The 13,357-nt window shown below is 61.6% G+C and carries 10 protein-coding genes; all 10 read right to left on the bottom strand.

The genetic code is table 11. From position 1 onward, the window contains the following. Positions 1 to 63 precede the first annotated feature (63 nt). Positions 64 to 1,329: a molybdopterin molybdotransferase MoeA gene (moeA, locus tag AEP_RS17945; RefSeq protein ID WP_087496665.1), complete on the bottom strand. Its 1,266-nt coding sequence runs from the start codon at positions 1,327 to 1,329 to the stop codon at positions 64 to 66. Beyond that, positions 1,329 to 2,048: a molybdenum cofactor guanylyltransferase MobA gene (gene mobA, locus AEP_RS17940; RefSeq protein ID WP_087496664.1), complete on the bottom strand. Its 720-nt coding sequence runs from the start codon at positions 2,046 to 2,048 to the stop codon at positions 1,329 to 1,331. Before mobA ends, moeA begins: the two co-directional genes overlap by 1 nt. After that, on the bottom strand, positions 2,035 to 2,862 hold the full coding sequence (locus tag AEP_RS17935) for a substrate-binding domain-containing protein (RefSeq protein ID WP_087496663.1): 828 nt from the start codon (positions 2,860 to 2,862) through the stop codon (positions 2,035 to 2,037). Before AEP_RS17935 ends, mobA begins: the two co-directional genes overlap by 14 nt. Beyond that, positions 2,859 to 3,572 (bottom strand): ATP-binding cassette domain-containing protein, encoded by a 714-nt coding sequence (locus tag AEP_RS17930; protein WP_087496662.1) that lies wholly within the window; start codon positions 3,570 to 3,572, stop codon positions 2,859 to 2,861. The genes AEP_RS17935 and AEP_RS17930 overlap by 4 nt, the downstream gene beginning before the upstream one ends. Continuing rightward, positions 3,569 to 4,315, bottom strand: a complete 747-nt coding sequence (locus AEP_RS17925) for an ABC transporter permease (RefSeq protein WP_087496661.1) — start codon at positions 4,313 to 4,315, stop codon at positions 3,569 to 3,571. The genes AEP_RS17930 and AEP_RS17925 overlap by 4 nt, the downstream gene beginning before the upstream one ends. Continuing rightward, entirely contained in the window at positions 4,312 to 5,175 is an 864-nt protein-coding gene (locus AEP_RS17920; RefSeq protein WP_087496660.1) for a formate dehydrogenase accessory sulfurtransferase FdhD, read from the bottom strand. The genes AEP_RS17925 and AEP_RS17920 overlap by 4 nt, the downstream gene beginning before the upstream one ends. A 42-nt stretch (positions 5,176 to 5,217) precedes the next feature. Next, positions 5,218 to 8,112: a formate dehydrogenase subunit alpha gene (gene fdhF / locus AEP_RS17915; protein WP_087496659.1), complete on the bottom strand. Its 2,895-nt coding sequence runs from the start codon at positions 8,110 to 8,112 to the stop codon at positions 5,218 to 5,220. Beyond that, entirely contained in the window at positions 8,113 to 9,915 is a 1,803-nt protein-coding gene (locus tag AEP_RS17910; RefSeq protein ID WP_087496658.1) for an NAD(P)H-dependent oxidoreductase subunit E, read from the bottom strand. It abuts the gene before it with no gap. Between the two features lie 27 nt (positions 9,916 to 9,942). Next, positions 9,943 to 11,613 carry an OFA family MFS transporter gene (locus tag AEP_RS17905; protein ID WP_087496657.1) on the bottom strand — a complete coding sequence of 557 codons (1,671 nt, stop codon included), beginning with the start codon at positions 11,611 to 11,613 and terminating at the stop codon, positions 9,943 to 9,945. A gap of 139 nt (positions 11,614 to 11,752) precedes the next feature. Next, on the bottom strand, positions 11,753 to 13,294 hold the full coding sequence (locus AEP_RS17900) for a methyl-accepting chemotaxis protein (RefSeq protein ID WP_087496656.1): 1,542 nt from the start codon (positions 13,292 to 13,294) through the stop codon (positions 11,753 to 11,755). Positions 13,295 to 13,357: the final 63 nt, after the last annotated feature.

Here is a 13,357-nt window from a genome sequence, read left to right as displayed (position 1 = left end):
AGCCCCTCAAACTTTCAACTCAGCACCACGCGGAATGCCACTCAACGAGAGCAAGAGACGGCGTCAAATCACGCCGTCAAACATCATCACGCTGACCAAGTCGCCCACGGCCACGTTGCCCTGCTCATGACCGAGCACGATGAGGCCGTTGGCCTGCACCATGGAGCTGAGCACGCCAGAGCCTTGGTTGCCGGTGGTGCGCACTTGCAGCTGCCCGTCTTGGGCCACGGTCACAATGCCGCGCTGGTACTCGGTGCGGCCGGCTTTCTTGCGCATGGGTTCCTGGCTGTGGGCTTGCAACAAGGGCAGCGGCTTAGGCGCAGCCCCCATCATCTTGAGCAGTGCGGGGCGCACCAGCGAGAGGAAAGTCACCATCACCGCCACAGGGTTGCCCGGCAGGCCAAACAACACCGTGGTGCCGATGCGACCCAAGGCAAAGGGCCGGCCCGGCCGCATGGCAATCCGCCAGAAGGCCACATCGCCCAACTTGGCCATCATGCCCTTGGTGAAGTCAGCCTCGCCCACACTCACACCACCGCTACTGATGATCACATCGGCCTGTGCTGCCGCGCTCCGGAAGGCAGCTTCGAGCGCAACTGGCTCGTCGCGCACCACGCCCAGCTCAACCACTTCGCAGCCCAGGCGCTCCAGCAAGCTGGTCACGGTATAGCGGTTGCTGTCAAAAACCGCACCCTCGCGCAGCGGCTCGCCGGGGGACACAACCTCGTCGCCGGTGGACATATAGGCCACTTTCAGTCGACGCAGCACCGGCAAGGTTTGCAGACCCAAACTGGCCGCCAGCCCAATGGATGCGGGCGCAAGCAGCTCCCCTTTTGATAGCGCAACGCCTCCGAGCTGCAGGTCTTCGCCCCGCAGCCGGCGGTTATCCCCGGCACGCAAGCGGTCCGCAGGGATGTGGACTAGGTCACCTTCGACTGTGGTCATCTCGTGGGGCACCACGGTGTCCAGCCCCGCAGGCAGGATGGCACCAGTCATCACCTTGAGGCATTCGCCAGCGTTGACACTGCCGACCCACGCTTTGCCCGCGAGCGCCGTGCCAGCCACGCGCAACGTAAGAGTGCTTGGGCCAGAAAGTGCTGCACCACTAAAGGCAAAGCCGTCCATGGCGGAGTTGTCGTGCGCAGGCACGGCCATGTTGGAAATCAAATCTTCAGCCAGCACTCGGCCCAGGCACTGGCGCAGGGGCAAGACCTCCGTGCCCTGCACTGGAGCCACCAAGCGGTCAATAAAGGTGTTGGCATCTGCCATACGCAGCGCCTGCGGGTCATACCCCTGCAGGGAGCGGGCAATGTCGTCCAGCGTTTTCATCAGGATTCGAGCTGGCGCAGTTCGTCCAGCGTGTTGGCATTGGCAAAAGCGCGCGGGTCATCGCCCGGCGCATCGAAAGGAACCTGCACGACCTGTAAACCGGCAGTCCAGGCATCCACCTTGCGGCCACCACCGGCCAAAAAGGCGTGCAGACCTGGGGCTACAGCGGTGCGCATCAAGCAAAACACAGGCTGGCTGCGCAGCGCGATTTGCCCATCGCGCCCGGCCTCCGGAGCCATGACCACGGCCATGTCGGCATCCGCCTGAGTCAAAGCGGCCAGCAGACGCTGCGCCAAGTCCAGGGGAAACAGCGGGCTGTCGCAAGGCACGGTGAGCATCAGCGCAGTGGTGCACACGTCCAGCCCCGCCTGAAATCCGGCCAGCGGGCCGGCAAATTCGGTATCCCGGTCAGGCACCACCTGAACACGGGCGGTGCCGAAGGTGGCTTCTCCCATGGCGAGATACACCTCGGGGTTGCGGTTGGCGTTCACGATAGCGCCCGCCAAAGCTCCACTGTGCGCCTCGCCCTGCTGGGTGGCCAGGCGCTGCAAAGCGTGCTGGGCCATGGGCACGCCGTGCAAGGGTTGCAGGCCTTTGTCCACCCCACCCATGCGCATGCCACGCCCGCCTGCCAGCACCAGCGCGGTGATGTCAGACAGGGTCAAGGCCGGCGATAAAGCATGCATCAAGGGCAAAGGGGCAGTATCAGTTTTTGGCATTCGGGAAGAAAAGTTGCTCACCCCCGATTTTGTAGCTGGCAATGACGTTTTGACCGGCCGCAGAAGTCACCCAATCCACAAATTTCGCTGCGTCTGTGGTGTTGACATGCGGATGCTTGGCGGGGTTGACCGGCAACACACCGTACTGGTTGAAGAGCTGCTTGTCGCCCTCCACCAGCACCACCAGATCGGCGCGGTTTTTGAAGTTGAGCCAGGTACCGCGGTCGGTGAGCACATAGCCGGCAGTGGACGTGGCAATGTTCAGAGCCGGGCCCATGCCGCAACCGCATTCACGGTAACCGGCGAACTTGGGCGCCTCGATGCCTGCGGCTTTCCAGTAGCGCAGCTCGGCAGCATGGGTACCACTACGGTCCCCGCGGGAGATGAAGCTCGCTGGAGATGCCGCGAGCTTTTTGAACGCGGCCAGAATGTCTTTGCCACGCACACCCACCGGATCTGCCGCAGGCCCCACGAGCACAAAGTCGTTGTACATGACGGGCAGGCGCTTGGTGGCAAAGCCCTCTTGCACCAGCTTTTCTTCGGCCACCTGGTCGTGCACGAAGAGCACATCCGCGTCACCACGGCGGCCCATGTCGATGGCCTGGCCGGTGCCCACGGCGACCACTTTCACATCCACCCCGGTGGCTGCCTTGAAGGCAGGCAACAGATGAGCAAACAGGCCGGACTGCTCGGTAGAGGTGGTGGAAGCCATCACCAATGCCTGCGCATGCACCGCGCCGCTTGCTACCAAAGCAATAGCTGCCAGCGCAGAACGGACGGGCGCCAGGGCCCCAAGAGACATCAAACGTTTCATAAAACTCCCTCTCCTTTTACAAAATTGGCCGCGTCAGCAGAACGGGTCTGCAAAACGGCATGATCAAAAAACTCGTGCACCGGCAGATCTACCAGCAGGCGCCCCTGCTCGAGGTAGACCACTCGCGTGGCCAAGCGCTTGACCTGGCCGAGGTTGTGGCTGGCAAACACCATGGTGCCTGCAAAACTTTGAACACTGGCTTCTACCAGGCGTTTGGAATGCGGGTCCAGACTGGCGGTAGGCTCATCCAGCAAGAGCAGCTCGGGCTTCAGGGCCAAGGCACGTGCCAGGGCCACCCGCTGCGTTTGCCCGACCGAGAGCTGGCGCCCGCGCCGCTGGGCTACGTCGTCTAAGCCGGCATCGACCAAGACCTGCAACGCGCGGCTGCGGGCCTGCTGCCAAGGAGTGCCTTGCAGCCAGAGGCCCAAGGCCAGGTTGGTTTGCACCGTCAAACGCAGCAACACGGGGCGCTGGAACAGCATGGCCTGGCGCAAAGCGGCATCAATCACAAGCTGGCCGGATACTGGCTGTTGCAAACCGTGGATGACCCGCAGCAGCGTGGACTTGCCGCTGCCGTTGGACCCTACCAGCGCCACCCGCTCGCCTGCCCGGATATTGACGCTAACGCCATCCAGCGCCAGGGGAGCGCCGTGGCGCGGAGTCAGCGCGACAGACACCTTATCCAGACGAATCAGGCTTGGAACGCTCATGCGCGCCTCCCTGCGGAAGGGGTGGCAGCTGCCGGCACAGCGGCATCCACTTTCTGCAACCACGCACGCAAGCCAGCCAACAGCAACTGCAGGAGCAAGACCACCCCCAGCAGCACCAGCCCCAAGCCCATGGCCAGTGGCAAGTCGCCCTTGCTGGTTTCCAGCGCTATGGCGGTAGTCATCACCCGGGTGAAGCCGTCCATATTGCCGCCCACCAACATGACGGCGCCCACTTCGGCAATGGCGCGCCCGAAAGCAGCTAAGGCCACGGTCAGCAAAGCACTGCGCTCATCCCATGCCAGCAGCAAGCTTCGCAGGCGGGGCCCGGCACCCAGCGAGCGCAGCTGCTCGCCATGGGCGGCGTCGGCGTCTTCCACCACCTGGCGCACCAGCGCGATCACGATGGGCAAGACCAGTACCGTCTGCGCCAGCAACATGGCTTTGAAGGAATACAGCCACCCCAGAAAACCCAAAGGCCCGGAACGGGAAAGCAACAGGTAGACGCCCAGCCCCACCACCACAGAGGGCAAAGAGAGCAAGGTGTTGAGCACCGCCAGCACCAGCCCGCGGCCCATGAATCGGCTCACCGCCAGCCACGCCCCCAACACGGTACCCAGCACAAAAGCCAGCGCACTGGCGGCCGCACTCAAGGCCAAGGAACGCCAAACGATGGACCACAGCACCGGGTCCGCATCTGCAATCAGCCGCACGGCGGCCAAGCCGCTTTCACCCAAAGAACTCAAACGCTGACCTCTGCGGGTTCGGCCTGTGAGGCTGGCTCCAGCTGCAAGCGGTTCGCACCGCTGAAGCACAAGAATCGGGTGTTCAGGGCCCGGCCGATGGCACACAGCCCGAGGTCGGAGGCGACAGCGTGGCCCATTTGCGTCATGCCGCTGCGGGAGATGACCACGGCCACGCCCATCTGGGCAGCCTTCATCACCATTTCGCTCGTCAAGCGACCGGTGGTGTAGAAGACCAAGCCATTCACGTCCAGCGGTTCCGAGGCCAAAGCCTGCAAGGCCATCCAGCCGGCAATAGTGTCAATGGCGTTGTGGCGGCCCACGTCTTCCACAAACAGCAATCGCTCGCTGCCACGGAACAAGGCACAACCGTGCACCGAACCGGCAGACTTGTAGGTGCTGTCTTGCAGGCGGATGGTGTTGACGATGGCGTAGACCTGCGCTTGGGTAACCACCGTGGGCGGCAAGGCAATGCCTTCAATATGCGCCATGACCTCGCCGAACAGGCTGCCCTGCCCGCAACCGGTGGTCACCACCCGCTTGGCGGTTTTGGCTTCCACATCCACGATGCCGGTCAGCGTTTTGACGGCGGCGGCGCCCACTTCCCAATCGACGGTGATGGAATCGATGGCCGCCGCATCCGGCACCAGGCGCTGATTGATCAGGTAGCCCAACACCAGCCACTCAGGGCGCTCGCCCAAGGTCATCAAGGTGACCAGCTCCCGCTTGTCCACATACACGGTGAGCGGACGCTCGGCCGGTATGTCCAGCGACTGGCGCTCGCCATGCTGGTTCACCACCTCGATGCTGTGCGTCAGAGGCGCACGCGCTTCGGTGAGGTAGGGGATGGCAGTCATGGGCATCGCTCAGGTTACAAGGTCACGCAGCCGCTGGTGCAGGGTTGGTCACGCAGCCGCTGGTGCAGGGTTGGTCCCGTAGCCGCTGACCGCGGCTGGTTTGCCGCCACGGCGGATAGCCACTGCGCAGTACTTGAACTCCGGAATCTTGCCGAAGGGGTCCAGCGCGGCATTGGTCATCAGGTTGGCTGCTGCTTCGTAATAGGCGAATGGCACGAACACCGCACCGCGGGGAGTACCGTCGTCACGCCGCACGTGGATGGCCACGTTGCCGCGGCGTGAGGCGATGGTAATGACATCACCCGGCTGCAGGGCCATGGCTTGCATGTCATCGCCGCACATGGAGGCGGTGGCCATGGGTTCGATGGCGTCGAGCACCGTGGCACGGCGCGTCATGCTGCCGGTGTGCCAGTGTTCCAACTGGCGACCGGTGATCAACACAAACGGATACTCGGCATCCGGGCGCTCGTTGGCCGGAATGATGTCCGCAGGCACCAGGTGCACACGGCCGTCATCGGTGGCGAATTTCTCGATGAACACGGTAGGCGCGCCGGGGTCTTCTGCGGTCAGGCAAGGATAAGTCACGCTGGATTCGCGTTGCAGGCGTTCCCAGGTGATGCCCGAGATAGCGGCATGCATGGCTTGGCGCATTTCTTCATACACCGCAGCCACACCATCGCTTTCGCCGGCGTAGTTCCAGTTCAGGCCCATGCCCTTGGCAATCTGCTGCAGGATCCACAGATCAGGCTTGGCCTGGCCGGGCGGGTTCACCGCCTTTTTGCCGAGTTGCACCATGCGGTCGGTGTTGCTGACGGTGCCATCCTTCTCAGGCCAGGCGGTCGCAGGCAACACCACATCGGCCAGCCATGCCGTTTCGGTCATGAAAATGTCCTGCACCACCATATGCTCCAGAGACGCCAACGCGTGGCGTGCATGGTTCAGGTCAGGGTCGCTCATGGCGGGGTTCTCACCCATGATGTACATGCCGCGCACCTTGTGCGGGTCGCTGTCATCGGCCAAGGCCTTGTGCATGATTTCCACCACGGTGTAGCCGGGCTGGTCGTCCAGCTTGGTGTTCCAGAAGTCTTCAAACCAGGCGTGGGCGGCCTTGTTGGTGACGCGCTGGTAGTTCGGGAACATCATGGGGATCAGGCCCGCATCGGACGCGCCCTGCACGTTGTTCTGGCCGCGCAGCGGGTGCAAACCGGAGCCGGGCTTGCCGATCTGGCCGGTTACGGTGACCAGCGCGATCAGGCAGCGCGCGTTGTCGGTGCCGTGCACGTGCTGGCTCACGCCCATGCCCCAGAGAATCATGGCGCCCTTGGCCTTGGCAAATTCACGGGCGACTTCGCGCAGGGTTTGCGCAGGCACGCCGCAAATGGGCTCCATGGCTTCGGGGCTGTAGCCCTTGACGTTCTCGCGCAGGGCTTCGTAGTTGCTTGCGCGCTTGGCGATGAAGTCTTGGTCTGCCAAGCCTTCTTCAATCACCACATGGATCAATGCATTGAGCATGGCCACATCGGTGTCGGGCTTGAACTGCAGGGTGCGCCAGGCGTGCTTGCCGATGTCGGTAATGCGCGGGTCGGCCAACACAATCTTGGCGCCCTTCTTGGACGCGTTCTTCATCCAAGTAGCAGCCACCGGGTGGTTGGCGGTAGGGTTGGAGCCGATCACAAAGATCAGGTCCGAGTGCTCCACGTCATTGACCTGGTTGCTCACCGCGCCGGAGCCCACGCCTTCAAGCAGCGCCGCCACGCTGGACGCGTGGCACAGGCGTGTGCAATGGTCGACGTTGTTGCTGCCAAAGCCGGTGCGCACCAGCTTCTGGAACAAATAAGCTTCTTCGTTGCTGCCCTTGGCAGAACCGAAACCAGCCAACGCCTTGTTACCGTAGGTGTCGCGCAGGCCGCGCAACTTGCCGGTTGACAAGGCAAGAGCTTCTTCCCAAGTCGCTTCACGGAAAACTTCAGACCAGTCGGAAGAATCGCGATTCAGCTTGTTGAGCATCTCCGGATCTTTGGAGACGCCATCCTTGCGAATCAGGGGCACCGTCAAGCGCTGGGGGCTGTGCGCGTAATCGAATCCGAAGCGGCCCTTCACGCACAAGCGGTTGTGGTTGGCAGGGCCATCGCGCCCTTCCACACTCACGATGACGTCGTCTTTCACGTTGTATGTCAACAAGCAACCCACGCCACAGAACGGGCATACCGAGTCGACCTTTTTGTCGACCACCTGGGTGCCGATGTGGGACTTGGGCATCAACGCGCCGGTCGGGCAAGCCTGCACGCATTCACCACAGGCCACACAGGTGCTGTCTGCCATAGGGTCGTTCAGGTCGAACACGATCTCGGCATGGGCACCACGGTTAGCGTAGCCGATCACGTCATTCACCTGCTCTTCGCGGCAGGCGCGTACACAGCGGTTGCACTGGATACAGGCATCCAGATTGACGGCCATGGCGGGGTGAGACACATCCGCCTTGGGTTGGTCGCGGCGCAAGGCTTTGAGTTCGGGGCGCACAGACACATCCATGCGCGCAGCCCAGGCGCTCAGCTCGCCGTGTTGCTGCTGGGCGTTGGGTGTGGAGTCCTCTGCATCGTTCCATTTGTAGCCTTCATCCGGCATGTCGGAGAGCAGCATTTCCAGCACCATCTTCTGGCTTTTGACGGCGCGCTCACTCTTGGCCTGCACTTCCATGCCGGCGGTGGCGCTGCGGCAGCAGCTGGGGGCCAGCGTGCGCTCGCCTTTGATCTCCACCACGCAGGCGCGGCAGTTACCGTCGGCGCGCAGGCCGTCTTTGTAGCAAAGGTGGGGAATACACACACCACTGCGTTCCGCCGCTTTCAAAATGGACTCGCCTTCAAAGGCTTCCACAGGTTTTCCGTCCAGATGGAAGGTAATCACCTGGGGCGTGAATTCAACGTGTTTGGCAGGGGCGTTCATTTAGCTCACCTCGTGTGCAAAGTATTTCTGGACGCAACGCACCGGGTTCGGGGCCGCCTGGCCCAGACCGCAGATAGAGGCGTCGGTCATCACCACGTTCAAGTCTTCCAGCGTGGTGTGGTCCCACACGGGCGATTCCATCAGCGTAGCGGCCTTGGCCGTGCCTACGCGGCAGGGCGTGCATTGGCCACAACTCTCGTGGGCATAAAAGCGCATCATGTTCAAAGCGGCATCGCGCGCCTTGTCGTGCTGGCTCAGCACGATGACCGCAGCCGATCCGATGAAGCCGCCGTGCGGCTGCAAGGTGTCAAAGTCAAGCGGCACATGCGACAAGCTGGCCGGGAAAATGCCACCGGATGCACCGCCCGGCAGATAGGCATACAGGCTGTGCCCGTCGAGCATGCCGCCGCAGTATTCATCCACCAGCTCCGCCACCGAAATACCGGCAGGCGCCAGCTTCACGCCGGGGAACTTGACGCGGCCACTGACGCTGAATGAGCGCAGGCCCTTGCGACCGTTGCGGCCGAAACTGCTGAACCAGGAGGCACCCTTTTCCACAATGTCGCGCACCCAGTACAGGGTCTCGAAGTTGTGCTCCAGGGTAGGGCGACCGAACAGGCCCACCTGGGCGATATAAGGCGGGCGCATGCGGGGCTCGCCGCGCTTGCCTTCGATGCTTTCGATCATGGCGGACTCTTCGCCGCAAATATAGGCACCCGCACCACGGCGCAGTTCAATGACGGGCAAGGGGCATGGCGGGTTGGCCTGCAGTTTGGCGATTTCGGTTTCCAGAATGGCACGGCAACCGTGGTATTCGTCCCGCAGGTAGATGTAGCAGGCTGTCGTGCCGACCACTTGAGCCGCCACTAGCAGGCCTTCCAGGAAGCGGTGCGGATCGCGCTCGAGGTAGGTACGGTCTTTAAACGTGCCGGGCTCACCTTCGTCAATGTTCACGGCCATCAGGCGGGGGGCAAGCTGATCGCGAACGATGCGCCACTTGCGTCCGGCCGGAAAACCGGCTCCACCCAGACCTCGCAGGCCGGAATCTTCCATGGCCTTGATGACGGACTCGGCGTCCTGTGTACCCTGGCTCAGGGCGGCGGCCAGCGCGTAGCCTCCCTTGGCCTTGTAGGTGTCGTATCCGGTGTAGCCGGGGGCTACTTCCACCGCATGGGGTTCCGGGGACACGGCGCGTTCCGCATAGGCGGACGCTATAAATTCTGTAGCTTGTGTCGCAGAGGGGTGTCCGCCTTTGGCGTCTTTCACCAGCTGCGCAATGGACTCCACGGTCGCCCGGGGCACAGGGTGCTGATGCACGACTGCGGCAGGCGCCTGTTCGCAACGGCCGATACACGGCGCGGGAATCACGCGAACATCTTCATTTCCCAATAGGGAGGGCAGGCGCGCAAGCAGATCCTTGGCGCCGGCCATCTCACAACTCAAACCATCGCACACCCGCACAGTCAGCTGCGGTACGGTCTCGTCACCCCGCACCACTTCAAAGTGGTGGTAGAAGGTGGCGACCTCGTACACCTCAGCCATGGGAATGTTCATCTCCTTGGCCAGGGCCACCAGATGCCTGTCGTGCAGGCAACGGTAGGCATCGTTGAGCTTGTGCAGGTGTTCAATCAACAGGTCACGCCGGTGAGGCGCTGCGCCAATCAAAGCCCGGACCTCCGCAAGAGAAGCGTCATCGGCCTGACGACCTTTGAGTTTGCTTTTGCGACGGATGCGTTCCCGCATGTCTTCCACCGTGGCCAATGCCACTGTGGTGGTCTGCGGAGCAAGGCTGGATACTGTCATGGCGTTCCTGTTGATATTCTTGAGAAATTAAGCGAAGAACTTGGCGACGCTCTGCAGGGTGCGGTATACGCCCCATGCCAAAGGCAGGCCCACGGCCAACCAAGCGAATGCCACTACCCATGTCGGGATGGTGTCTGCGCCGCCGGTGCTGGAGCCCACTTCAGAGGCTGCAGCACGCTCGTGCGCCAGCTTCTTCTCTTCGGCCAGTTCGGCATCGGTCATGAACCACTTGTTGTCGAGCGGTTTGACCAGCAAGTTGCAGATCAAGCCCACTACCAGCATGCCCACCAGGATGTACATGGTCTGGTTGTAGACCTGCTCACGTGGCAAGCCCAGGCCCAGCTGGTATTCGCGCATGTAATTCACCACCACAGGGCCCAACACACCGGCAGTAGCCCAGGCGGTCAACAAGCGACCGTGGATCGCACCCACCATCTGGGTACCGAAGATGTCAGCCAGGTAAGCCGGCACAGTGGCAAAGCCCCCGCCGTACATACTCAAAATCACACAGAAAGCACCTACAAAGAGCACGATACTGCCCGCCGCCGCGCTGCCTGGAACACTGAAATACATCAGCCCACCCAGCACGAAGAACACGATGTACGTCACCTTGCGGCCCATCTTGTCGGACAGGCTGGCCCAGAAGAAACGGCCACCGATGTTGAACAGGCTCAACAAGGCAGTGAAGCCGGCAGCCACCGCTGCGATGGCAGCCATTTGCTTCTTGGCAACATCCACTTGAGCGGCGTCTGTGGACTTGACGAGTGCATCGAGCTCACTGAACTTGGCTTGCACACCGATCAAGGTGCCGCCGAACACTTCTTGCAACATGGGGGATGCCATACCGATCACACCGATACCGGCGCTCACGTTCATGCACAACACCATCCAGATGAGCCAGAACTGGGGAATGCCCCACACCTTCTTCACGTGCACGTGCTTCTGGGTGATCATGGCGTTGCTGGTTTGGGCAGGGGGAGGAGTCCAGCCTGCAGGCTTCCAGCCGGTTTCAGGAACGCGATAACCGAATGCGCCGGCCATCATGAACACGAAATAGATCAGCGCCATCACCACGAAGGTCTGCATCACTCCCACGTCGGTGGGAGTCGCGAAGTACTTCATGAGGTCAGCCGCCAAGGGGGAGCCGATCATGGCACCACCACCGAAGCCCATGATGGCCATGCCGGTGGCCATGCCACGACGGTCAGGGAACCACTTGATCAGGGTCGAAACCGGAGAGATATAGCCCAAGCCCAGACCGATACCACCGATCACGCCGGAGCCCAGAATCATCAGCCAGAACTGGTGGGTCTTGATGCCGATCGCAGAGATCAACATGCCACCGCACCAGCACACCGCCGACACCACACCGGCTTTGCGCGGACCGGCACGTTCCAACCAGCCACCCCAAGTAGCAGCGCTGGAGCCCAGCAACACGAAGAACAGGGTGTACATCCAGCCCAGCGTAGAAATCTGCCAGTCGCAGCTGGTAGTGAACAGCTGCCCCCAGAAACCTACGTCAGGTCCGCACTTGATGGCTTCCTTGATGCCCAAAGCTTTGGACAAAGGCAGCCAGAACACGGAAAAGCCATACGCCATGCCGATGCACAGGTGAATAGCGAGGGCGGCGGGCGGTACCAGCCAACGGTTAAAACCGGGACCGGCAATGATCCGTTCCTTGTCGAGTAGTCCAGACATATTGTCTCCTTTAGGATTTATATAAACACTGGCTCACCGCTGTCCAACGGGGCGGGCGAAGTGTCACAGGTCAAGCAGGATGAGTCCAATGGATTCATCACATGCATTGATTCAAAAACTAAATGCTGCAGTGCCGCATTCAGGATTGGGTCTTGAAGGTATTCACCGCTTCGATCAGCGTGTGTGCCTGATCACGCATGCGCATGGCCGCAGCGGCGGCCTCTTCCACGAGCGCAGCGTTCTGCTGCGTCATCTGGTCGATCTCTGACACGCTGCGGTTCACGTTCTCAATGCCGGCGCGCTGCTCCTGGCTGGCGTGGGCAATGCCATCGATGTAGTGCACCACCTCGGCGATGGAGCCGGTGATCTGCTCCATGGACTGGCGCGTTTTTTCGACCAGCACGCTGCCGGCCGCGACACTGCTGACAGACGCACTGATCAGGTCTTTGATTTCGTGGGCTGCAGTGGAGGAGCGTTGTGCAAGGCTGCGAACTTCCGATGCCACTACTGCGAAACCGCGTCCTTGTTCTCCTGCACGCGCGGCCTCTACCGCAGCGTTCAGGGCGAGGATGTTGGTCTGGAAAGCAATGCCCTCAATCAGGGCAATGATGTCGTTGATCTTGTTGGCACTGGCCGATATCTGCCCCATGGTGCTCACCACGTCTTGCACCACGGCGCCTCCGCCACTGGCCACCGACGACACCGAGCTGACCAACTTATTGACTTGCACCGCCTGCTCTGCGGTTTGGGCCACCGTAGTCGTGAGCTCGTGCACCGCTGACGCTGCGGAGTTCACTTCGCCTGCCTGTTTCTCTGTGCGGTTGGCCAGGTCCACATTGCCGTCAGCGATTTCGTTGGTGCCCATGGACACCACTTCTGATGCACTGCGCACCTTGCCGATCAAGGTGGTCAAGCCGACATTGATACTGTTGATGGCCATCAGCACCTGCCCGATGTCATCGCTGCTGCCCACATGGATCTGGCGCGTCAGGTCACCAGAGGCCATGCGCTGCGACGCACTGCGGCCGGCTTTCAAGGGTGCCGCCACGTAGCGGTTCATCAGGGCGTAGGTAGTGACCCACAACAAAACGATCATGAACAGGCCCATACCTACTTCCGCCACACTGTCGAACTTGCCACTCAAGGCAAGAAAGATCACCTCGCCAAAGCCATAAACGGCGGAAATACGCCACGCCATCGAAGCCGAAAGACTCATGCCCGGTGAGGCAGTGATGTCCAGCCCCACGAACAAAACGCCGATCACCTGACCGCTGTTGTCACGGATGGGCTCGTAATGGGTAATGTATTGCTTGCCGAAAATGATGGCGTAGCCGACATGGGCACGCCCCTGCATGACATCGGTGTAGGCAGGCTGTGAGCGGTCGAGAGGGGTGCCAGCGGCGCGTTCGCCGTCCAGTTTGCGAACCGACGTGGTCACACGGATGAAATCGTCGCCGTCCCGTGCAAACACGGTGGCAACCATGCCCGTCTGTCCGGTAAAGCTATCGGGCAGTGCGAAATCCAGGTTCAAAACCCGGGAGCCATTGCGCAAGGTCCCGACGTTACGGCCTTGCACATTCACGCGCTGCGCCATGTCCAGTGTGAAGGCACCGTTCAATCCTGCGGCCAATTTGCGCGCGCCGTTGTTTACACGGCGCTGTAGCCCGGTGAAAAAGAGCATCGGTGTTGTTCTCCAAAACTGTAGGGGCTTTGCACATCGTAGGAAGCCCCTACAAAATTCCCG

It is taken from the genome of Curvibacter sp. AEP1-3 (genome assembly GCF_002163715.1).
Taxonomy (GTDB): domain Bacteria; phylum Pseudomonadota; class Gammaproteobacteria; order Burkholderiales; family Burkholderiaceae_C; genus Allorhodoferax.
The sequence above is the reverse complement of the archived record's forward strand: the minus strand, read 5'-3'. Positions and strand labels throughout refer to the sequence as shown.

Excerpts from the sequence above, each read along its gene's own strand:
- moeA (WP_087496665.1), bottom strand. The coding sequence starts at position 1,329 with ATGAAAACGCTGGACGACATTGCCCGCTCCCTGCAGGGGTATGACCCG.
- mobA (WP_087496664.1), bottom strand. The coding sequence starts at position 2,048 with ATGCCAAAAACTGATACTGCCCCTTTGCCCTTGATGCATGCTTTATCG.
- AEP_RS17935 (WP_087496663.1), bottom strand. The coding sequence starts at position 2,862 with ATGAAACGTTTGATGTCTCTTGGGGCCCTGGCGCCCGTCCGTTCTGCG.
- AEP_RS17930 (WP_087496662.1), bottom strand. The coding sequence starts at position 3,572 with ATGAGCGTTCCAAGCCTGATTCGTCTGGATAAGGTGTCTGTCGCGCTG.
- AEP_RS17920 (WP_087496660.1), bottom strand. The coding sequence starts at position 5,175 with ATGCCCATGACTGCCATCCCCTACCTCACCGAAGCGCGTGCGCCTCTG.
- fdhF (WP_087496659.1), bottom strand. The coding sequence starts at position 8,112 with ATGAACGCCCCTGCCAAACACGTTGAATTCACGCCCCAGGTGATTACC.
- AEP_RS17910 (WP_087496658.1), bottom strand. The coding sequence starts at position 9,915 with ATGACAGTATCCAGCCTTGCTCCGCAGACCACCACAGTGGCATTGGCC.
- AEP_RS17905 (WP_087496657.1), bottom strand. The coding sequence starts at position 11,613 with ATGTCTGGACTACTCGACAAGGAACGGATCATTGCCGGTCCCGGTTTT.
- AEP_RS17900 (WP_087496656.1), bottom strand. The coding sequence starts at position 13,294 with ATGCTCTTTTTCACCGGGCTACAGCGCCGTGTAAACAACGGCGCGCGC.